The organism is Erwinia sp. AC075, assembly GCF_979253995.1.
In genome coordinates, this window is sequence record NZ_CEEDEU010000001.1 from 955,276 (window position 1) to 976,649 (window position 21,374).

Below are 21,374 nucleotides of genomic sequence, written 5' to 3' on the forward strand. Positions count from 1 at the left end.
AACCGAAGCGGTGAATAAAGACAAGAGATATTAAGTCAAATTGACGGCTATTTTAGTTTTGGTTCGTAAGGTAAGCGCGAGAGGCTCAGTGAAGCCTGGCGATATTGCGTCAGACGCTGACGGAACCAGTCACGTAATGCTTCCGGCTGCTCGCGCTCAACCATTTCGGCAATTACCGGCATGTTATAGCGTTCTTTAAACGCCACAGCTGCAGCGGCCAGGTCAACGTTAACCTTATCTTTTTCTTCCTGCGGCCAGTTGGCCAGATTTTGAGTCATCAGCTTTCTCCTGTTACGGCGGCAAAAATATAGCAGTTAGTGCACTTTCGCAAGCCTGGGTCTGCTTAGCGCCGTTATCGGCTCGACACATTATTTTAAGCGGGGTATCCTTTCGGCCTCATCGCAGCTATCGGGCTGCCAAGGACAGGATGATACGACTATTATGCGTAAGTTCTCTATGGTTTTTGCTCTGGCGTTGACCGCTGCCGCCTTCTCTCAGCAAGCTTCTGCACATGCTCATTTGAAGAGCCAATATCCCGCCGCGAATGCGAATGTTGAAGCCTCTCCTCAGGCGTTAACGCTAACATTTTCTGAAGATATCGAACCTGCTTTCAGCGGCGTGGTGATCCTCGACGGCAATCAGAAAGCGATCCCAACCGCGAAAGCTGAGCGCGCACCAAAACAGCATAACCAGCTGATTGCGCCCTTACAGCAGCCGTTGCCCTCGGGTCATTATCTGGTGAACTGGCATGTGCTTTCGGTAGACGGACATAAAACCAACGGGAATTACAGCTTTAGCGTGAAGTAAGATGTCCCTCAGCACCTTCTATATACTCTGCCGCTGGCTGCACTTTGCCGCGCTGATGTCGCTGGCAAGCGGCAGCCTGTATAGCGCATTGATGGCGCCAGCCCGTTTTCGATCCTATCTGGCGGGGCGTTTTCGCCTGTTATTGAGTTGCAGCGCGATAACGGCGTTGATTACCGCCGTTATGCTGCTCGCCGCCCAAACCGGGCTGATGGGCGATGGCTGGCAGGATCTCGGCAATACGGACGTCTGGCTGGCGGTATTGCAGACCCGTTTTGGTCAGGCCTGGCAATGGCAGCTGATCGCCGCCTTGTTGGGCGTGGCGGCATTGCTGCTTCATGGCCGTATTCGTCAGCAGCTGTTATTGCTGAGTGGAGTAGGGCAGCTGGTGGGTCTGGCCTTTGTCGGACATGCCGCGATGCTGGATGGCGCGATGGGCGTGCTGCAACGCACCAATCAGGCCGTGCATCTGCTCTCGGCGGCCTTCTGGGCCGGTGGATTGCTGCCGGTGGCACTGCTGATGAAAGACGCGCGACAGATAGCAACGCGCTATGACGCGATCCGCACCCTGATGCGCTTTTCACGTTACGGGCATCTGGCGGTGGCGCTGGTGGTGATCAGTGGCGTGATCAACGCGCTATTGCTGCTGGGCTGGCCACCGGCCAGCTTTCAGCTGTACAGCCAGCTGCTGCTAATTAAGACGCTGCTTGTGGCGTTGATGTGTGCAGTCGCCCTGTTTAACCGTTACTGGCTGGTGCCACGATTTCAGCGTAGCGGTGAGAATGCCCAACATAAATTTCTGCTGACCACGCTGGCTGAGCTGTTGCTCTCGGCGTTGGTTTTGCTGCTGGTTAGCGTGTTTGCCACGCTTGAACCGGCCTGATACTGATTATTTCTACCGCCTGCACACGGCAGGCGTTATCCAGAGAGGGTTCGCACCACCATGAAAAAATTGGCCAGTCTGATGATTGCACTGAGTTTTTGTTCCAGCGCCATGGCGGCGGAGATTATCACCGTAAGTCGTTTTGAAATGGGCAAGGATACCTGGCCTTTCGACCGCGAAGAAGTAATGTTGACCTGTGCCAAAGGCAATGCGCTGTTTGTTATCAATCCAAGCACGCTGGCGCAGTACCCAATCAACGATGTCGCCAGCGCTCTGGTGAAGAGCGGGCAGGCGAAAGGGCAGAACATCAGCATTATCCAGAGCGACGACCCACAGCATCCGGGCCAGAAAAAGAGCCTGACGCCGATTATCGAGCGCACTCAGAAGCTGTGTAACTAAGCCGAAAAAGTCACGCCAGAGATTCACTTCAATACGCTGTCTTGCCGCCTGGCAAGGCAGTTCGCCTGTTTCTGCCGCCATGATCACAGAGCCAACAAGTTTATAGCAAGCCGTTTACAACTGGCTGGAAAATCCCCGCGCCTGTACTACCTTTTAAAGGGCAAGGCGACATAGCCTGCATAAATGCCAACTTTTAGCGCACGGCTCCCACAAGGAGCCATTTCCCTGGACCGAAGATAGGAATCGTCTTCGGTCTTTTTTTTGGTTGGTATTTGGAACAGCGACAACACGGCACCTGATGCGCCTGGTAAATTGGGTGCGATTAGATAGTCGGGTTGGGTGAGACCCTGCATCCGATTGTCGTTTACTGGTAGAAAAACAGGCAAAGCATATCGCCCTTATGTCAGTTATTCGAACAGCCAGCATCCCGCATTTGCAGACTCAATAAACATTTCCAGGGTAAGTGGCTTTTTGCCCTGATTCTCCGGCTTGCGCGAAAAACACGAAGGAGTTTTCCAGGGAAAATACGAGTTAAGCGTAAAACCTTTGGATTGCACGTTAAATTCCCTGAAGAATTTCTTAGACATTTCAGCTATATCATCGACTTCATAGAGTTCTTGTAAGATATCACCATCTTTGATGTCGATTTTCTTAAGAAGGAACGTCGTCATTAATGGTAGCTCACGCCGTACGAACTCCCTTACTGAAGCAGTTGTATCATACATATCACTCACCAGATTTTATCCTCAGGGCGCACAAGAAGATTATAACGATGCACGGTACGAAAGCTGATTTGTGCAATATCCTTGCCCAGAATAACCCATCCCACCACTGGCACGGTACGGCCCAAAAACGCGCCCAGATTCGCTATTTTTTTATGGATCTTTCCCTACAAATAGTGTCTTTTAACACCCAAGAAAATCGTCTTTCAGGGAGCACGTGATGATCACCGTTTTAGCGCTATTGGGTTTGATTTTAGGCGCATGGTCTGTTCGCAGTATCTGCATCAAGCAGCAAAGCAACATCAAGAAGCTGGTTAAATCCTTCGTTGCCGCGTTCTACTTCCTGGCATTTGGTGGGCTGAGCAGTGAGGATATCAATAAGATGCCTGTCGCCATTGTCATGCTGTTACTCGGTGCGGCAATACAGTGGTATGCAAATCGCCGCGATAAAACCCCTGAAGAATAATGCATCCGGCAGGGGCTCAATAACTTAGCGAGTAGGCTGATACTCCATCAGCATTTCATGGGTAACCGACGCCCCGCCGCAGACAATCACCAACACATTATCTTCAGGCTTGAAGCCGATGCGGTTTTTATACATCAACGATAAAGACGCGCCACACGCAGGTTCAACCAATACCCGATGATCGTTAAGGAACAGTTTGCAGGCTTCGACCGTTTCGTCGTCGGACACCAGCAAACTCTTCACATCAAACTGCTGACTAACGTTAAATGCATTTTCGCAAACCTGACTCGCCGCCAGCGTGGTGGCAATGCCGCTGACCTGTTCAAGCCTGACCAATTTCTTCGCCTGCATCGACGCATTCAGCGAGGCCGTACCGAAGGTTTCCGCGGCGTATATCGGGATGTTTTTAAGCTGATGTTTTTCCAGCCCCAGCGCGATACCCGATAGCAAACTGCCGCCGCCCACCGAAAGCACTACGGCATCCGGGGTCACGCCAGCCTCAATCACTTCATCGATCAGGGTGCTGATGCCTTGCCACAGCAGCGGGTTATCAAATGGATGCACATAGACGTTGGTGTCGGACGTTAATGACAAGGCATGATCGTTGGCCTCACTCCAGTTTCGGCCATGCACAATCAGCTGGGCGCCTTCCTGCAGGATCAACTGCCGTGCGCGGGAAGAGGTCGTCTCGGGTACTACCACCGTCACCGGGATATTTAGCTGTCGGCCACTGTGCGCTACCGCGATGCCGGCATTACCGCCTGACGAACTGACAAATCCTTTGGCACCTTTGGCCGCATAAAACTGGCAGGCGTGGCTGGCGCTGCGCAGTTTGAATGAGCCGCTCGGTTGGGCCGACTCCATCTTTAGCCAGACGTTACACTGGTTTAACTGACTCAGAGGGAGGGAAGAGATCAGGGGCGTTTGCAGCGAAATAGTCATCGTGGGAGGTGTGCCTTATATGCGACTTTCCAACAGGTTAGCCTTAAACAATAGCTTTTCACCGTTGGAAAGTCATCAGGCGAATACCTTTGAGGTTATCCCCTGCCGTATCCTGCTGAATGGCTGGCGCATCGATTGCTGACAGCGTCGATGGCAAGCTAAACGCCGAACGCGCTACACAAACGTCCAGATAAAGCGGTCGTTGTCTTTGGTAATGCGTCCGGCAGAGGTGCAATCGAAATGGCTGGTAAACACCGTCGCGTTTTCAGTTGCGGCAAAATCCAGCAGCCAGCGGCGGGATTCGGCGGCCAGTGGACCGTTGCCGCAGAACATCGAGTTCCACTTCGGATGGGCCACCTGAATGGCTGAGTGCATCACGTCCCCCAAGAAGATCACCGTTTCACCTTCGGTGACGAAGGCAATGCTCATATGTCCCGGGCTGTGTCCCGGCGTTGGATAGAAGACGATACCGGGCAGGTATTCGGTGATTTCATCGGGCAGGGTAACCAGACGGCGCGCATCAATGATCGGCTGCACGCTGTCATCAAATACCACTCTGCGTGCCGCTGCGGCTGGAGAGGTCATAAAGGTGACTTCTGCCTGCGGGCAAACCCAGGTTGCGTTGGGGAAGGTGGGTATCCAGCTATCGCCATTCGGCACCGTATTCCAGCCAACATGATCGGTATGCAGATGCGTGTGCAGCACATAATCCACGTCTGCCGGATCGATCCCGGCGGCAGTCAGATTCTCCATCCACGGGGAATTCAGCTGGTGGAACAGCGGACTGAAAGGCCGATCTTTGCCATTACCGGTGGCGGTATCGATCAGCATGATGCGGTTAGGGGTTTCGACCAGCCAGCTGTGAACGCTCATATCCACCGGCATATCGGCTTGCTCAGCAGGCGACTCATCACCCGACGTGGGGAACAGTTTCCCCTGCGGTACGCTGAACATCTGTTCAGTCAGGCGGGTGATTTTTAGTTTGCCGATAGTGTAAGACGCCTGCTCAGTCATTAATTTACTCCGTTATGGTAAAGCCCCCGGATGGCCCGGGTGATGACGCTGAAATATCCTGCAGGGTCAGACAGCGTAAATGCGCCTGGATTCCCCGTAAGCGTAAATAATGATATTTAACGTTTGATGACGGCGCACAGGTCGAAAGTCTCGTCTGCAGGGGACCTAAACACCCTGTTGAGCTCACAATCCAGCCAAAGCCACAGGTTTTTACCCTTTATCTTGTTTATCCCGCGCCAACACTCTACCCTCAGTGGGCAACAACGATACGCGAGTGACGCGTCCACCGTTCGGCCTGGAGCCAACTTGATGAAAAGCGACAAAGAGATTTCGATAGACCAGTTTACCGATGCAGAGAAGGAGCTGGTGGCGGCAAAGGTTAAGACCCTGACGTTAAAGATGAGCCATGTGCCAAGTAAGAAAGAAGAAAAGGAAATTCAGAAAGAGGCCAAGCGTCTGGTGATGAAGGATCGTGTGGTAAAAGAGACCACCAAAGCCGTGATAGCGAAGAAACCGCGCAAGGCGTCTTCGGCTAAAGAGAGTGAAGTTAAAGAGTTCAACTGGTCAGCTTCACTAAGCAAAAACCCGCGCGCATTAAAAGCCAAATAGTGCCGCCCGCTACAGCGTCAGCCGGGTGCCAGCCCCGAGCGTCTGACGCTGTCAGCATTACCCCACAATAATTAAATGCACCAGCCGGGCTAATACCTCAATAATCAACAGGCTCCCAGCCGTAATTAACGACAGCGTGATATAAAACTGTTTGCGATTGCTCATGAGTGTGAGAAGTCCCAATCCCCGAATAGCCTATACTGTAGTCGTTATTTCCTAAACGGACTGTCAATGTTTCCAGTAAATGTGCTCAGGGTGGATCATGCTGTACCAATATCTTAACGGTGAAAACTGGCGTCATATTTATCTGGTAGGTGATTTGCATGGCTGCAGAACCTTGCTGGATGAACAACTGCTAGCCCGTCAATTTGATACAGAGAAAGATTTACTGATTTCCGTCGGTGACTTAATCGATCGCGGCCCGGACAGTCCGGCCTGTCTGGCACTATTACAGGAACCCTGGTTTCGCAGCGTGCGCGGCAACCATGAAGAGATGGCACTCAGCGCGCTGACCAGTGGATTGCATAAGCAGTGGATGTTTAACGGCGGTGACTGGTTCTATAAGTTGAAAGGCGTCGACATGATTGCGGCTAAGCATGCGATCAATCACTGCCGGACGCTGCCGCTGATTATGCATGTGCAGCTGGACCAACGCATCGTGGTGGTTGCGCATGCCGATTATCCGGCAAATCATTATGCGTTTGGCGCCGAAGTCGACGGCAATGAGGTTGTCTGGAGCCGCCAGCGCATTGAGCAATTACAGAAGGGAAAAGGGCAGGCCATTTCCGGAGCCGATGCGTTCTATTTTGGTCACACGCCGGTCCAGAGACAGCTCGATGCCTACAATCAACACTACATTGATACCGGCGCCGTTTATGGCAACCGGTTAACGCTGGTGCAGGTTCAGTAATCAGGCGAACAGCTTGCCATCACGCACCAGTTCGCGCGGATAGTTGTTCTTAATCCGGCTGCCGACTTTCTTCGCCAGACCAATCTGCTGCTGCTGACAGGTGAGGATCAACTCATCCGCAGGCAGATCCCGTTCCGGATAAATATCCCGCCCGCGATACCACTCTTCTGCTTCCGCTAACGTCAGCTCAAAACGGTTTTTAGCGTCAGGCTCAGCCAGCGCAATCACCGCTTCGTGCTGCCAGCGATAGCCTTTAGTGAACGTCTCAGCCAGCTTCAGACCAATGCGTGAGAAGCGCACTCTGACCAGCAGCGGCTCGATGGCTAACGGGAACAGCCAGATCTCTTTGTCACGCTCCCATAAGGTATGCGTTTTGCTGTTCCAGCTGAGGCCAGATTTGGCGGCGGCGGCGATAATTTCCTGCTGCTCTTTGCGTTTTACCGGGAAAAACGGGAATTTACCCAGTTTGTAATTGGGTGTCGGTAATGCCGGCACGCTTTCCAGCTTACGCAGGCGGGCAACGAAGAAGCCCTCGCTGTCAAAGATCTGAGGGAAGACGTGCAGGAATCCTTCTGGCGTCACGGCCTGCTCTGCGCCGGGGAACAGATCGTTCAGCGGTTCAATCTCTACCGCACCCGGATATTGCTGCTGCAGCCAGGCGATCACCTGCTGATTTTCAGCGCGATTAAGCGTACAGGTGGAATAAATCAGCGTGCCGCCGGGCTTCAGGGCATGAAAGGCACTGTCGATCAGGTCATGCTGCGTGGCCGCAATCTCTGCGGTGCTTTCAACGGACCAGTTGCGCAGCGCATCGGCATCCTTGCGGATGACCCCTTCGCCCGAGCACGGCGCGTCCAGCAGAATGGCGTCAAAAATTTCCGGCAATGCGGCACCAAACACCCGACCATCGAAATGGGTCATCGCCGTGTTGCTGACGCCACAGCGGCTGAGATTGGCATGCAGCACCTTCACCCGGCTGGCAGAATATTCGTTGGCAAGAATGGCACCCTGGTTGCCCATCTTTGCTGCGATCTGCGTGGTTTTAGAGCCTGGCGCGGCGGCGACATCCATCACCGTTTCAGGCGTCGGACAGCCGGCAAATAAAGCGCTAACCGGCAGCATTGAGCTGGCTTCCTGAATATAGAACAGGCCAGAGAGATGCTCAGCGGTGCTGCCCAGCGGCAGCGTGTCGGCATCATCACGGGAAATCCAGAACCCTTCTTCACACCATGAGATCGGCGTCAGTTGCCACTGATACGGGGCAACCAATGCCAGAAAATCGGCGACGCTGATTTTGAGCGTGTTCACCCGCAGGCTACGGCGTAACGGCTGCTGGCTGATAGCGATAAAACGCTCGAATTCTGCGACATCTGGCAGCAATTCGCGCATCTGATTTAAGAAAGAGTCGGGGAAGTACACGCGTGAGGAAGAGGACACTGAAAAATTCCGCTGGAAATAAGTGGGGCGAGTTTATCACATCCTGATAGCTGAAAAAAAACGGGCAGCTCAAGGCTGCCCGTTCAGGTTATTTCGCAGGGAGCGCGGTTCCCCATTTACGCCAGTCTTTTGGCTCTTCGTCTTCCAGCAGATAGTGCTTGCCGGAAGTGGCCTGCGGCGCTAACGGGATCGTCGGCGGCGTGGCGAAGGCAATCCCACCCTGAATAAACTGCTGGAAGGTGCCGGTTTTCACTACGCCACCAATCAGACCGAATTTCAGGTTATAGCCGGAAGCCAGCCAGAACACCGAGTTGTTACGCACCAGATGCTGGTACTTCTTGCTGATGCGCAGGGTGATCTGGACGCGGTCAGCCATGGCGCCCAACGACGTGCCGGTGACAGTACCGACCTCAATGCCACGGAACAGCACCGGCGTACCGACGGAAACGGAACCGCCTTCAGGCGCATCCATCACCACGTTCAGGCCATCCAAATAGCGCGCGTCAGTAATGGTCGATTCCTGCAGTTCGAAACTGCGTTGAGCGCGGCCTTTGCCCGGATCGACGTTGATGTAAGGCTGCAACAGGGTTTCCAGATGATTGACACCCGCCGCCGATATTTCCGGCGAAACGACCGAGAAGCGGCTGCCAATGCGGGCAAAGTCATCCACATACTGCGGATACAGCACGCCTTTGGCGACAACCTCATTTTTTTCCTGATTCAACGCAAGGTCTTCGATCTGACCGATGGTAATGCCCAGATAGCGGATCGGCATGCCGGCAGAAAGTTTGGTGGCATCGTAAGTGTGCAGGGTGATCTGGCTACCTACCGCACGTGCGGCGGTTTCAGAGTTATACAGCACGCGCTTATCTTTGCTGGTCAACCCGGCGCCAGCACCGGTCAGGTTATCAAAGCTGATCGCACCTTTTAACACGCGATTAAGCGGGGAGGCCTGAACCGTTAAGCCGCTGCCGTTCAGCTGCACGCGGGCACCGCCTTCTGACCAGAACACGCTGTTTTCAGTCAGCAGCTTGCGGTATTCCTGTTTGATATGCACCCGAACGTCAAACTCATTGGCTTTCGGGATCACCTCAACAATCTCGCCGACCTGGAACTTGCGATACAACACAATCGAACCGGCCTGTACATCCGGCAGGCTTTTCGCGGTCAGCGTCAGGGTGGTTGGCAGCTGGTTTGAGGTGATGCCTTCTGCCGCTTTCTCAGCATTGGCATAGAGCGGGTAATTCTGCTTCACCGCACCCTTGCTGCCGGGATCGAGACGAATGCCGCCATCAACCCACTCACTGGCGCTGGCACCCAGCACTTCCATGCCATCAATACCCAGCTTCACATCCAGCCGGCTGTTGATAATGAATTTACTGTCACCGTGGACCAGCTCGCGGTAGTTGCCCGCGATGGCGATAACGAAGTTCACGCCTTGCTCGTTCAGCGAGCGGTTAACCACCTGACCAATCTGCATGCCATGCAGCATGATCGGCTGGCCTGCATCGATGCCGTAGCTTTCCGGTGCGGTCAGCTTCAACTCCAGCGAGTTAGGCTGTTGCAGCAGTGCTTCGTTGCTCTCCAGTACCTGATAATGATCCTGCGGCGCGCCTTCACCTGGCACCAGCTCCAGAGTGTTGCCGGTCAGTAAGCTGCTTAAGCTGGTGTCATTCAGGCTGATTTTCGGGCTGCGCATTTCAATGCGGGTGCCGGTGCGCATCAGGCCGGTGACCGAAGGATCGATGGTCAATTCTCCGGTTACCTTGCCGCCTGGCTGTAAGGTCATCGCGGTCAGGGTGCCCACTTCAAGGCCCTGATACATCAGCGGGGTGCTGTTGGCCTTAAGATTCTTGCCGCTCGGCAGGTCCAGGCTGATGATCACGCCGCGATGGCTGTGCGCTAAATCAGGATAGAGATCGAAATTGTCTTCCGACTTCGCCTGTTCCGACTGGGCCGGCGAATCGAAGGCGATAGCGCCGTTCACCAACGCCGCCACGCTTTCCAGCTGTACCTTCACGCCGTTCAGCCCGACATCGGCCTTAACGCCTGATACGTTCCAGAAGCGGCTGTCTTTTTTCAGCAAATTGGTGAAGCGACGGTCAATCAGCACATCCACCGTCACGCCTTTATTACCGGGATTGATGCTGTAGTCGTAAACACGGCCAACAGGAATTTTACGGTAATACACCAGCGAGCCGGTATTCAACGAGCCAAGATCCGGCGTATGCAGATGGATCAGCATCTCGCCGGTATTGACGCGGTATTTCGGCTGAGTATCCAGCGCGACAAAGTGCTCTTTAGGCTGACCTTTACCCGGCATCATGCCGATGTAGTTACCGCCGACCAGCGCATCAAGGCCTGAAACCCCCGCCAGCGAGGCTTTCGGCGTCACCAGCCAGAACTGGGTCTGGTCGCGTAACGCGTCTTTCATATCGCTTTTGATGCTGGCCTTGATTTTGATGGTGCGCAGATCGTCCGTCATGCTGATGCCCTGCACCAGACCGACTTCAACACCCTGATAACGGACCGGCGTTCTGCCCGGCACAATGCCGTCCGCCGTGGCGAAATCAATAGTGACGGTGGTCCCGCGCTCCTGGTAATTTGACCAGATAAGCCAGCCCGCAATCAGCAGCGCAATCAGCGGCAATAACCAGAAGGGCGAAATTTTCCGCCGGCTGGTAATGCGCGCGTTAGTCGGTGTAGTCGGCGTTTCCTGTTGCATGTGCATCCCATAATAAACGGCTATCCAGCCACTCAACGGCAAGAATAGTGAGTATGACTGACGAGCCAAAATAGAAAGCTGCCGGTCCCATGTTGAAAGAGAGAAGCTGGTCGCGATTGACCAACGACATGGTTAACGAAATAACAAACAGATCCAGCATAGACCAGCGGCCTACCCAGGTAACCACCCGCAGCAGGCGGACGCGGGTTTTCAGTCCCTGTTCACACTTGAAGTGAATACTGAGAAGTAGCGTCAGTAGCACAATAATTTTGGTAAACGGCACCAGAATACTGGCCACAAATACCACGATGGCCACCGGAATATTGCCGGAACCCAGCGACATAATCCCGGAAAGGATGGTGTCTTCCTGGCGGGAACCGGTGAGATAAATGATGGAAATTGGCAGCAAATTGGCCGGGATCAGCAGCACAATAGAAGCAATCAAAGCGGCCCAGGATTTCTGCAAGCTGAAGTGACGACGGAAATAGAGGGGCGTGTGGCAACGTGGGCAACGGCCCCGGGCATCGGCAACACCGGTGTGGTGGCAGCTCAGACAAACCTGTAACTTTTCCCGGGCAACGTTAGGGTGAGGCTGCGGATAAAAGCGGTGCCAGAGCTGCTCGACGTTTAAATGAATCAAGGTCACCAGGCTCAGCAGCGTCAGGGAAATAAACGCAATCAGCCCGGTGCCAGGCGTAATCGCCGCATAGTCCTGCACTTTAATTGACGCAACGGCAATCCCCACCAGATAGATATCCAGCATCACCCACTCTTTCAGGCGATCGAGCATCAATAATACCGGACGAAGGTTCATGCCCAATTTATGGCCAAAATAGAGATAGGCAATAGACCCAACCAGCGTCGCGGGGGCACCAATGGTGCAAAAGGCCACCATCGAGGCGGTAATGACATTGCCTTGCTGCGCCATCTGAGTGATGCCTTCCAACAGACTGGCATAAATGTTGGTGCCCAGCAGGCGGATGCTCATCAGCGATTCAGTGTAGGCGAAGGGCATCAACAGCAGCATGGTGACGGCCATCGCACACAGCCGGGTCATCGACCAGTCACGGCCATTCATAATGCGAGCATTGCAGCGAGGGCAGTGCGCAGACTGGTTGGATTTCACATCTGGTAAGGAAAAAAGGGTATCGCATTGGGGGCAACGCTGATAACGTGCCTGAGGCAGAGCATGGCTAATGGCGTGTATTTTCATAATCCTGATCGTCTCAGGCCCAGGCAGCGCAGGTGCAGGGCAGGGTTAAGTTTTTTCGCCATAAAACGATAATGACACGTCAAGGTCATGCTTAAGGCTTCGGACTGACTAAGGGTATATTAACTAACGGAATGATTCACCTTGTCCGTCTGGGCATTTAATGCTTATTTTAGCAAGGGGTCATCATGGGCCTCATGACACGTTTTCACAATGGTTAAAAAATGACAAAAGCTGAGTTTTATTCGGACCTGAACCGTGATTTGCGCGCGCTTATCGCTGGAGAAACAAGTTTCCTGGCGGCAATGAGCAACTGCAGCGCGCTGTTATATGAGCGCCTTGACGGTGTTAACTGGGCAGGTTTCTATCTGTTGACCGAAGCCGATACGCTGGTTCTGGGACCTTTCCAGGGAAAAATCGCCTGTGTGCGTATTCCGGTAGGTCGCGGCGTGTGCGGTACGGCCGTGGCCGAAAGTCAGGTTCAGCGCGTGGATGATGTCCATGCTTTCCCGGGTCACATCGCGTGTGACGCGGCCAGTAATGCTGAGATCGTGCTGCCATTGGTGGTGAACGGCCAGACAATTGGCGTGCTGGACATCGATAGTATCGAATATAAACGCTTCGACAGCGAAGACGAAGCGGGGTTAAAAACCCTCACTGACGGGCTGTGTGAGGTGCTTGCCGGGTCTGATGTGGAAAAATTTATTCACATGAAACGCAGCTAAAGCGCTGGATCACGTAGCAATTGCCGATGGGGTCATTATAATGACGCCTGTTCATGCCTGCGCTGGTTGGCAAACCCGTTGTAATCAGGAAATTTCATGGAAAATCAACCCAAGTTGAATAGTAGTAAAGAAGTCATTGCCTTTCTGGCCGAGCGTTTCCCGAAATGCTTTAGCGCCGAAGGCGAAGCACGACCACTTAAGGTCGGCATCTTTCAGGATTTAGTCGATCGTGTTCAGGGCGAAATGAGCCTGAGTAAAACTCAGCTCCGCTCCGCACTCCGTCTTTATACGTCCAGCTGGCGCTACCTGTACGGCATCAAAGCCGGTGCAGTTCGCGTTGATCTGGATGGTAACGACTGTGGCGTCCTCGACGAGCAGCATGTTGAACATGCCCGTAAGCAACTCGAAGAAGCAAAAGCGCGTGTTCAGGCACAGCGTGAGCAGCAGCAGGCGAAGAAACGCGAAGCTGGAGAAGAGGGGGCACCACGCCGTCCTCGTAAACCCGCGCGTAAACCTTCTGCCGAAGGTGAGCAGCCACGCCAGGTTCGCAGCAAACCTCAGCGTAGCACCGAGCGCGCACCTTCCGCAGAGCGTCAGCCAGCAGCAGCTCCAGCTCCCACTAAACCCGTTACCGATACCGCAGCACTGCAAGTCGGCCAGAATATCAAAGTCACCGCGGGCAAAAGTGCGATGGACGCAACCATTCTTGAAATTACCAAAGATGGCGTCCGGGTACAGTTGGCTTCCGGCCTGGCAATGATAGTACGCGCAGAACACTTGCAGTTCTGATACGGAGGCCAATCAGGGCATGAACAATTTTTTCAGAACTACTGTGATCGCAGGACTGCTGCTGGCAGGGAACGTTTTCGCCGCCGATAACATTACGCGTGCCGATCAAATTCCTCAGCTGCATCAGGAACCTCAGCATGCGACAGTCAGTGAACGTGTTACCTCACGTTTTACCCGCTCGCATTATCGCCAGTTCGATCTTAATCAGGATTTTTCCGTTAAGATTTTCGAACGCTATCTGAATCTGCTGGACTACAGCCACAACCTGCTGCTGACCTCGGATATCGAACAATACGCCAGCAAAAAAACCACCTTAAGCGATGAGCTGAAGAGCGGTAAGCTGGATGTATTTTACGACCTGTATAATCTGGCGCAGAAACGCCGCTTTGAGCGCTATCAGTACGCATTGTCCGTGCTGAATAAGCCCATGAATTTCACCGGTACCGATACCATTGATATCGACCGGAGCAAGTCGCCGTGGCCAAAAACCACGGCGGAGCTGAATCAGCTGTGGGACGCGAAAGTCAAATATGACGAGCTGAGCCTGAAGCTGACCGGCAAAGATGAAAAAGAGATCCGCGAAGTCCTGACCAAGCGCTATCAGTTTGCTATCCGCCGTCTGGCGCAGAGCAACAGCGAGGACGTCTTCCAGCTGGCGATGACCGCGTTCGCGCACGAAATCGATCCGCATACCAACTATCTCTCTCCACGTAACACCGAGCAGTTTAATACCGAAATGAGCCTCTCTCTGGAAGGTATTGGTGCGGTGTTGCAAATGGATGACGATTATACGGTGATTAACTCGATGGTCGCCGGTGGTCCGGCAGCCAAGAGCAAATCGATCACCGTTGGCGATCGGATCGTGGGTGTCGCTCAGCCGGGCAAACCGATGGTGGATGTGATTGGCTGGCGTCTTGATGACGTGGTCGCGCAGATCAAAGGACCGAAGGGCAGCAAAGTGCGCCTGGAAGTGTTACCGGCCGGGAAGGGCACCAAAACCCGCATCGTCTCCCTGACGCGTGAGAAAATCCGTCTGGAAGACCGCGCGGTCAAAATGACCGTGCAGAATGTCGGCAATAAGAAAGTGGGCGTGCTGGATATCCCTGGTTTCTATGTTGGCCTGACTGACGATGTGAAAGTGCAGCTGCAGAAATTGCAGAAGCTGAACGTGGATAGCGTGGTCATTGACCTGCGTACCAACGGCGGTGGCGCACTGACCGAAGCGGTTTCCCTGTCTGGTCTGTTCATTCCAAGCGGCCCGGTTGTTCAGGTTCGTGACAACAACGGCAAGGTTCGTGAAGACAGTGATAACGATGGCATCGTTTATTACAAAGGTCCGCTGGTGGTGTTGGTTGACCGCTTCAGTGCCTCGGCTTCAGAAATCTTTGCTGCTGCGATGCAGGACTACGGACGTGCGCTGATTGTTGGTGAGCCAACCTTCGGTAAAGGCACCGTGCAGCAGTACCGTTCACTGAACCGGATCTACGATCAGATGCTGCGTCCAGAATGGCCGGCGCTGGGCTCTGTCCAGTACACCATTCAGAAGTTCTACCGTATCAACGGCGGCAGTACTCAGCGTAAAGGCGTGACGCCTGACCTGCTGATGCCAACCGGCGTGGAAGCGGTTGAGACTGGCGAGAAGTTCGAAGATAACGCCCTGCCATGGGACAGCATCAATGCGGCCAGCTACACCAAGTCAGGTGACTTAACCTCACTTGAGCCGAAGTTGATTCAGGACCATCAGGATCGCATCGCCAAGGATCGTGAGTTCCAGTACATCATCAAAGATATCGCGCGCTTCAATGCAATGAAGGACAAGCGCAATATCATCTCTCTGAACCTCGCCGAGCGTGAGAAAGAGAACCACGAGGATGATGCACTGCGTCTGGAGCGGATTAACGCCCGTCTGCAGCAGGAAGGCAAAAAGCCACTGGCTAAGCTGGACGATCTGCCGAAAGACTATAAAGAACCGGATCCGTACCTCGACGAAACGGTCAACATTGCTAACGACCTGGCGCAGCTTGAAAAAGCACAAACGCCGCCAGCGGCAGCAAAATAAACCCGAAGGGCACAGCTTAGTCTGTGCCCTTTTTTTATCCCGCACCTCTCGCCTGTCGCTAATTTACGCCTGCTGGCAAAGCCATTTCACTTAACTCTTCCTGTTGATGCATCCCAGGATGCTTCAAAGTGTAAAGTTATGTCTTTTTAGACACTTAAAGATTAAGGGTGCTTGAAATGTTTTGCTTTGCCCATAGGATAGTTATCCGCTATAAGCGAATTTGTTAACTGAGGAAGATGAAATTCTATGATGCGTATTGCGCTTTTCCTGCTGACCAACCTGGGCGTTATGTTGGTCTTTGGGCTGATCCTCAGCCTGACAGGGATCCAGTCAAGCAGTGTACAGGGCCTGATGATCATGGCGGGTCTGTTTGGCTTCGGCGGTGCGTTTGTCTCACTGCTGATGTCGAAGTGGATGGCGTTGCGATCCGTCGGTGGTGAGGTTATTGAGCAACCGCGCAATGAGACCGAGCGCTGGTTGATGCAGACCATTGCTCAGCAGGCACAGCAGGCGGGTATCGCCATGCCGCAGGTGGCTATCTATCATGCGCCGGATATCAACGCCTTTGCGACCGGTGCCCGTCGTGATGCGTCACTGGTGGCGGTCTCTACCGGCCTGTTGCAGAACATGAGCCGTGACGAAGCCGAAGCGGTGCTGGCTCACGAGATCAGCCACATCGCTAACGGTGATATGGTCACCATGACGCTGATTCAGGGTGTCGTGAACACCTTCGTGATCTTTATCTCGCGCATTCTGGCGCAGGTTGCCGCAGGCTTCCTGTCCGGCAACCGTGATGAAGGTGAAGGCAATAACGGCAACCCAATGGTCTACTTCGCCGTGTCGATGGTGCTGGAGCTGGTCTTCGGTATCGTGGCCAGCATCATCACCATGTGGTTCTCGCGTCACCGTGAGTACCATGCCGATGCCGGCTCTGCGCGACTGGTTGGTCGTGAGAAGATGATTGCAGCCTTGCAACGTCTGAAAACCAGCTATGAGCCGCAGGAAGCCAGCACCATGATGGCCTTCTGCATCAACGGTAAGTCGAAGTCACTGAGTGAGCTGTTTATGTCTCACCCACCGCTGGATAAGCGCATTGAAGCGCTGCGCAGCGGTCAGTATCTTAAGTAACCGACAGCTGTAATGAAAAAACCGGGCATTGCCCGGTTTTTTTATGCCTGAAAAGCACTCAGCTACGGGTGCCGGGCTGCGTCATTCGCATCGCACTTACTACGGTAGCCAGCGTTGCGAAGCTGCCTGCCAGTAATAAAGAGGCATGGGTACCGTGGCCACCAAACAGGTTGAACATCAGCGCGACCAGCGCGGCACCACTGGTCTGGCCGAGCAAGCGCGCGGTGCCCAACATGCCGCTGGCACCACCGCTGCGGTTGCGCGGGGCGGAAGTGATAATGGTGTGGTTGTTCGGTGACTGGAACAGGCCAAAACCCGCACCGCACAGCGCCATGCGCCAGATGATATTCAGATCTGACGGAGAATCAGGCAGCAGCGCCAGCGAGAACAGACCGCTGGCGAACATCGCCAGTCCAATCGCTCCCAGCAGACCGGCGTGATAGCGCTCAATCAGTCGGCCGGCAATGGGCGCCATCACCATAGTAGCCAGTGGCCAGGGAGTCAGTAACAGTCCGGTGGCCACTTCGCCACGGTGTAACACGGTTTGCATAAAGAAGGGCAGTGAGACCATCGCCAGCATCTGGGCGCAGAAAGAACAGACCGAGGTGCCCAACGACAACGAGAAGATGGGAATGCGCAGCAAATCCACCGGCAACAGTGGGAAGGGCATTTTCAACTGACGGCGAATAAAGACGAAGCCGACGATGACCAGCGCCACCAGCTCGGCCAGCACCAGCTTGCCACTTTGTCCCTGCGCGAAGCCGCTTAAAGCCGAAATCAACAGGCCAAAGGTCAGGGCATTCATAATTGCGCTGGGAATATCAAAGCGCTGTTCTTTCGATTTCTGCGTGTTATCCGGCAAGAAGCGGAAGGCGAGATAAAGCGCCGCCAGGCCGACCGGCACGTTGATCAGGAACAACCATTTCCACGAGGCGACAGATAGCACCGCGGCCGCCACGGTGGGGCCGGCAGCGGTAGATACGGCCACGATCAGCGAGTTGATGCCCATTCCACGCCCGAGAAAGCGCTGCGGATAGATTATCCGAATCAATGCGGTGTTGACGCTCATCAACGCGGCGCCACCAAAGCCCTGTAATACGCGGGCAAAGGTCAGCATTTCCAGTGAACTGGAAAGGGCGCAAAACAGCGAGGTGCAGGTGAACAGCACCAGACCGGCCTGATAGATACGGCGGTAGCCCAGAATATCGCCGAGGAACGACAGTGACAGCAGCGAGATGATAATGGCCAGCTGATAGGCGTTAACAATCCAGATGGATTCTGCCGGGCTGGCGTGCAGCTCGCGGGCGATGGTCGGCAGTGCCACGTTGGCAATGGCACCGTCAAGCACAGCAACGGTAATGCCTAAGGCAATCGCCATTATCGCGCCGTAGCGCTGCGGGATGGGTAATCCGTCGGGTTGAGTTGTTTGCGGCATGGACCAAATTAGTCAGAAGAGTGAATATCATTATGCTAATGATTTTTCACTGACTATTCCAGGTTGTTACGCGGCGAAAACTATCAGCAGATATGTCAGGGCAATTTACCCACTGAGCATTGCACCTGCCAGGCCGCAAAACGTATACTAGAAATACCGTTCCATTTTTTATAAAACAAAAATAAGGTCCTGTCATGGCGAATGGCGATGTGGATAAACAGCCGGATTCAGTCTCATCGGTGTTGAAGGTTTTCGGTATCCTGCAGGCACTGGGCGAGGATCGTGAGCATGGCATTACCGAGCTTTCACAGCGGGTAATGATGTCGAAGAGTACCGTTTACCGTTTTCTGCAAACGATGAAATCCCTCGGTTATGTGGATCAGGAAGGCGAGTCAGAAAAATATTCGCTGACCCTAAAGCTGTTCGAACTGGGCGCCAAGGCGCTGCAAAATGTCGATTTGATCCGTAGCGCGGACATCCAGATGCGCGACATTTCTCGCCAGACCAAAGAAACCATCCATCTTGGCGCGCTGGAAGAAGACAGCATTGTCTATATTCACAAAATTGACTCCCTGTATAACCTGCGAATGTATTCACGCATTGGCCGCCGTAATCCGTTATACAGCACGGCTATTGGCAAGGTGCTACTTGCCTGGCGTGACGTCTCAGAAGTGAAAGACATCATGGCCAACGTGACCTATAACCGCAGCACGCCCAGAACGGTCGGCAGCACCGAAGCGCTTCTGCCGGTGCTGGAGAAAGTCCGGTCGCAGGGGTATGGGGAAGATAATGAAGAGCAGGAAGAGGGGCTGCGGTGTATCGCGGTACCGGTCTTTGACCGTTTTGGCGTGGTGATTGCCGGGCTGAGTATCTCCTTCCCGACCATCCGTTTCTCTGAGGAAGAGAAAAGCAGCTATGTGGCGATGCTGCATCGTTCTGCAAAACGGCTTTCAGAGCAGATGGGCTATCACGACTACCCGTTCTGACAAAAGGGCCAGAGTTCTCTGGCCCTTATTCACTCAGTTATCGACGACTTCGGTGCTTTTCTTCAGCAACGGGCAATCGGTCACGCCGACAACACCGCTGTCAGAGTGCAGGTACTGTGCGGTCACCATGCCGCGCGCGGTCATGTACTGACACTGTAATCCCAACCCAGCCACATTTTTAGTGCTTCCTGCCAGAACACCGTAACCGGTGACTAACAGAGCAAGCCAGATAATGACCAGCAGCGCAACGATGCGAATTAAAAATCTCATGTATTCCCCTTTATTGTTTGTCAGACAGCAATCCTGGCGTTTCCACCTCGCTGCCAGCGTTTATCATAGCAGTAAGCTGCGAGCCTGTACGTACTTAGCGCTGAGGATACACAAAGCCTGGGACAACGGCTGCGCGAAGGTTCTTAAATTTGTGTGAGCTGGCTATCAATTCGCGTCTGACCTGGTAGAATCTTCGCAGGTCTGCATCAGTCAGTATTGCAGTAACACCCGCATTTTTGAGGCATGTATGAACGAAATAACAAATGGCGCGCTGGGCTTGGCATCGATGGGGTTTAGCGTAGCGCTGGTGATAGTCGGGCTGATTGCATGGTTTTTTGTCAATCGCGCCAGCGTCAAGGCCAGCCAGCAGGTCCAGTTACTTGAGGCCCTGCTGGAAGAGCAGAAGCGTCAGAATGTGTTATTACGCCGTTTGACCGATTCGGTCGCCGGAAAAGAGAAAGCCGCCAGCACCGAGCCGGATAACAAAGATTTCACCCGACTGATCCCTGAACGTTAAGTATTCACTCAAGGAAGCGTGACTATGGCCTGGAAAAATCCCTGGTACGATGCCGATAAATCGCACCATACGCCTGACGGATTCCGCAATCCCGAGCCTGAGCTGCGACAGAATGGCGATCTGAAGCGCTGGCGTAAAGAGCGCAAGGCGGCGGGATTACCTTTCCCGCCGGCTAAAGGTTACGACCATTTCACCCAACGCTGGTGGCAGCGCGCTGACCTGACGGGGATTGACGATGCCATCTGGTGGCTGGGTCATGCCTGCCTGTTGTTGCGCGTTAACAGCCGCTACACGCTCATCGATCCGGTATTATCGCGCAGAGCCTCGCCGGTCAGTTTCTTCGGCCCGGAACGTAAAACCCCCACGGCACTCGAGATTGACGATTTGCCTGCACTGGACTGCGTGCTGATTTCTCACAGCCATTACGATCATCTCGACAGGCCCACTATCAAAAAAATCCTGAGGCGTTTTCCGCAGGTTGAATTTGTGGTGCCATTAGGGCTTGAACGCTGGTTTAAGGCGTTGGGCGCGGTGAACGTCACGCCCCTCGACTGGTGGGGCAATAAAGAGGTCGCGGGAATGTCTGTTCATGCTGTGCCTGCGCGTCACTGGAGCATGCGTACGCCGTGGGATCGAAATCGCTCACTGTGGTGCGGTTGGGTGATCCAGGCCGGTGAACTGAATTTCTGGTTTACCGGAGACAGCGGCTACAGCGAAAACCTTTTGGAAATCCCGCGCAGGCTGGGGCCGTTCAATCTGGCCGCCTTACCGGTCGGCGCGTATGCACCAAAATGGTTCATGCGCGGTCAACATATGGATCCTGAACATGCCGTTTCCCTGCACCAATCACTTGGCGCACCGCTGAGCATCCCCATTCACTGGGGTGTGTTTGAACTGGCTGACGAATCCCTGGATGAGCCGCCGATTGTGCTGTCAGAGGCGATGCGCGCAGCAGGATTGGATGAAAGCCGCTTCCAGGCATGGCGAATAGGTGCGAAAAAGTCCCTGAATAATATTGCCCAGGATTAATCCTAAAACGGTTAATTTAACATTTGGCTAAAATGAGAGCAGCGTCTAATAAAGCAAATAGACTGATGGTACGACCGGCAATTAATTGATGCCGCGAGATGCGTTTAAATGGGGCAAGCGGGAATACAGTTTCCTGATTTTGGTGCAATTAAAATTCATATTGTACCAATAGCTTCTTTTTGCATCCGTTGATCCTCCAAACGTTTATCCCCTGACCGTATCAGGATAATGAAGAATTTTGAGTAAGCTATGCCACATTTATGCAATGAATTCAGCTTATACTCTGCGCTATAGCGGTATAGGTAATAGACTTAA

At 53.7% G+C, this 21,374-nt stretch carries 22 protein-coding genes and 1 pseudogene; 13 read left to right on the top strand and 10 right to left on the bottom strand.

Annotation, left to right across the window (positions count from 1 at the left end; all coding sequences use genetic code 11):
• Positions 1 to 47 precede the first annotated feature (47 nt).
• Positions 48 to 278 (bottom strand): DNA polymerase III subunit theta, encoded by a 231-nt coding sequence (locus AC0IXH_RS04465; RefSeq protein ID WP_346567516.1) that lies wholly within the window; start codon positions 276 to 278, stop codon positions 48 to 50.
• A gap of 163 nt (positions 279 to 441) precedes the next feature.
• Here AC0IXH_RS04465 and yobA point away from each other — a divergent pair, with 163 nt between their 5' ends.
• From yobA to AC0IXH_RS04480, 3 genes are read left to right on the top strand one after another with little or no spacing between them, the layout of a single operon-like run.
• Positions 442 to 807 carry a CopC domain-containing protein YobA gene (yobA, locus tag AC0IXH_RS04470; RefSeq protein WP_053142723.1) on the top strand — a complete coding sequence of 122 codons (366 nt, stop codon included), beginning with the start codon at positions 442 to 444 and terminating at the stop codon, positions 805 to 807.
• A 1-nt stretch (position 808) separates the two neighbouring features.
• A complete protein-coding gene (gene copD, locus AC0IXH_RS04475) occupies positions 809 to 1,687 on the top strand; it encodes a copper homeostasis membrane protein CopD (RefSeq protein WP_471720043.1) in 879 nt (292 codons plus the stop codon).
• Positions 1,688 to 1,747: 60 nt separating this feature from the next.
• A complete protein-coding gene (locus AC0IXH_RS04480) occupies positions 1,748 to 2,086 on the top strand; it encodes a YebY family protein (protein WP_013202501.1) in 339 nt (112 codons plus the stop codon).
• Positions 2,087 to 2,493: 407 nt separating this feature from the next.
• On the opposite strand, the gene AC0IXH_RS04485 is transcribed toward AC0IXH_RS04480, so the two are convergent.
• Together AC0IXH_RS04485 and AC0IXH_RS04490 are read right to left on the bottom strand one after the other, a co-directional pair.
• Positions 2,494 to 2,811: a DUF1493 family protein gene (locus tag AC0IXH_RS04485; RefSeq protein ID WP_471721118.1), complete on the bottom strand. Its 318-nt coding sequence runs from the start codon at positions 2,809 to 2,811 to the stop codon at positions 2,494 to 2,496.
• 5 nt (positions 2,812 to 2,816) lie between these two features.
• Positions 2,817 to 2,957 (bottom strand): annotated as a pseudogene (locus AC0IXH_RS04490) (STM2901 family protein); the annotation flags it as partial.
• Positions 2,958 to 3,028: 71 nt separating this feature from the next.
• On the opposite strand from AC0IXH_RS04490, the gene AC0IXH_RS04495 reads away from it, so the two are divergent.
• Positions 3,029 to 3,274 (top strand): hypothetical protein, encoded by a 246-nt coding sequence (locus tag AC0IXH_RS04495; RefSeq protein WP_134824298.1) that lies wholly within the window; start codon positions 3,029 to 3,031, stop codon positions 3,272 to 3,274.
• Positions 3,275 to 3,298: 24 nt separating this feature from the next.
• Here AC0IXH_RS04495 and AC0IXH_RS04500 read toward each other — a convergent pair whose 3' ends face one another.
• Both AC0IXH_RS04500 and AC0IXH_RS04505 read right to left on the bottom strand, forming a co-directional pair.
• Complete coding sequence (locus tag AC0IXH_RS04500; RefSeq protein ID WP_471720044.1) at positions 3,299 to 4,216, bottom strand: pyridoxal-phosphate dependent enzyme; 918 nt, start codon at positions 4,214 to 4,216, stop codon at positions 3,299 to 3,301.
• Positions 4,217 to 4,390: 174 nt separating this feature from the next.
• Positions 4,391 to 5,230, bottom strand: a complete 840-nt coding sequence (locus AC0IXH_RS04505) for an MBL fold metallo-hydrolase (protein ID WP_471720045.1) — start codon at positions 5,228 to 5,230, stop codon at positions 4,391 to 4,393.
• 309 nt (positions 5,231 to 5,539) lie between these two features.
• Between AC0IXH_RS04505 and AC0IXH_RS04510 the strand changes: the two genes are divergently transcribed.
• Positions 5,540 to 5,839 carry a hypothetical protein gene (locus tag AC0IXH_RS04510; RefSeq protein ID WP_013202496.1) on the top strand — a complete coding sequence of 100 codons (300 nt, stop codon included), beginning with the start codon at positions 5,540 to 5,542 and terminating at the stop codon, positions 5,837 to 5,839.
• Between the two features lie 262 nt (positions 5,840 to 6,101).
• Positions 6,102 to 6,749 carry a metallophosphoesterase gene (locus tag AC0IXH_RS04515; protein ID WP_471720046.1) on the top strand — a complete coding sequence of 216 codons (648 nt, stop codon included), beginning with the start codon at positions 6,102 to 6,104 and terminating at the stop codon, positions 6,747 to 6,749.
• Here AC0IXH_RS04515 and rsmF read toward each other — a convergent pair whose 3' ends face one another.
• From rsmF to yebS, 3 genes are all read right to left on the bottom strand, one after another.
• Complete coding sequence (gene rsmF, locus AC0IXH_RS04520; protein ID WP_471720047.1) at positions 6,750 to 8,186, bottom strand: 16S rRNA (cytosine(1407)-C(5))-methyltransferase RsmF; 1,437 nt, start codon at positions 8,184 to 8,186, stop codon at positions 6,750 to 6,752. It lies immediately after the preceding gene.
• 88 nt (positions 8,187 to 8,274) lie between these two features.
• A complete protein-coding gene (locus tag AC0IXH_RS04525) occupies positions 8,275 to 10,911 on the bottom strand; it encodes a PqiB family protein (RefSeq protein ID WP_041692023.1) in 2,637 nt (878 codons plus the stop codon).
• Positions 10,880 to 12,124, bottom strand: coding sequence for a membrane integrity lipid transport subunit YebS (gene yebS, locus AC0IXH_RS04530; RefSeq protein ID WP_013202491.1), 1,245 nt, complete (start codon positions 12,122 to 12,124; stop codon positions 10,880 to 10,882). The genes AC0IXH_RS04525 and yebS overlap by 32 nt, the downstream gene beginning before the upstream one ends.
• 221 nt (positions 12,125 to 12,345) lie before the next feature.
• Here yebS and AC0IXH_RS04535 point away from each other — a divergent pair, with 221 nt between their 5' ends.
• The 4 genes from AC0IXH_RS04535 (at position 12,346) to htpX (ending at position 16,822) form a co-directional block, all read left to right on the top strand.
• Complete coding sequence (locus tag AC0IXH_RS04535; protein ID WP_013202490.1) at positions 12,346 to 12,846, top strand: GAF domain-containing protein; 501 nt, start codon at positions 12,346 to 12,348, stop codon at positions 12,844 to 12,846.
• Between the two features lie 96 nt (positions 12,847 to 12,942).
• Positions 12,943 to 13,635 carry an RNA chaperone ProQ gene (gene proQ / locus AC0IXH_RS04540; protein ID WP_013202489.1) on the top strand — a complete coding sequence of 231 codons (693 nt, stop codon included), beginning with the start codon at positions 12,943 to 12,945 and terminating at the stop codon, positions 13,633 to 13,635.
• Between the two features lie 19 nt (positions 13,636 to 13,654).
• Entirely contained in the window at positions 13,655 to 15,694 is a 2,040-nt protein-coding gene (prc, locus tag AC0IXH_RS04545; RefSeq protein ID WP_013202488.1) for a carboxy terminal-processing peptidase, read from the top strand.
• 246 nt (positions 15,695 to 15,940) lie between these two features.
• Complete coding sequence (htpX, locus tag AC0IXH_RS04550) at positions 15,941 to 16,822, top strand: protease HtpX (RefSeq protein WP_013202487.1); 882 nt, start codon at positions 15,941 to 15,943, stop codon at positions 16,820 to 16,822.
• 58 nt (positions 16,823 to 16,880) lie between these two features.
• Here the strand turns inward: htpX and AC0IXH_RS04555 are convergent, their stop codons facing one another.
• Positions 16,881 to 18,257, bottom strand: coding sequence for an MFS transporter (locus tag AC0IXH_RS04555; RefSeq protein ID WP_013202486.1), 1,377 nt, complete (start codon positions 18,255 to 18,257; stop codon positions 16,881 to 16,883).
• Positions 18,258 to 18,451: 194 nt separating this feature from the next.
• Between AC0IXH_RS04555 and kdgR the strand changes: the two genes are divergently transcribed.
• On the top strand, positions 18,452 to 19,243 hold the full coding sequence (gene kdgR, locus AC0IXH_RS04560) for a DNA-binding transcriptional regulator KdgR (protein WP_105759778.1): 792 nt from the start codon (positions 18,452 to 18,454) through the stop codon (positions 19,241 to 19,243).
• Positions 19,244 to 19,276: 33 nt separating this feature from the next.
• On the opposite strand, the gene AC0IXH_RS04565 is transcribed toward kdgR, so the two are convergent.
• The gene (locus AC0IXH_RS04565; RefSeq protein WP_346567501.1) at positions 19,277 to 19,513 is read right to left on the bottom strand and encodes a YobH family protein; all 237 of its coding nucleotides are present in this window, start codon (positions 19,511 to 19,513) and stop codon (positions 19,277 to 19,279) included.
• Positions 19,514 to 19,760: 247 nt separating this feature from the next.
• On the opposite strand from AC0IXH_RS04565, the gene AC0IXH_RS04570 reads away from it, so the two are divergent.
• The gene (locus AC0IXH_RS04570; protein ID WP_471720048.1) at positions 19,761 to 20,030 is read left to right on the top strand and encodes a YebO family protein; all 270 of its coding nucleotides are present in this window, start codon (positions 19,761 to 19,763) and stop codon (positions 20,028 to 20,030) included.
• Positions 20,031 to 20,054: 24 nt separating this feature from the next.
• Entirely contained in the window at positions 20,055 to 21,059 is a 1,005-nt protein-coding gene (locus AC0IXH_RS04575; protein ID WP_105759776.1) for an MBL fold metallo-hydrolase, read from the top strand.
• The last annotated feature ends 315 nt before the right edge of the window (positions 21,060 to 21,374 follow it).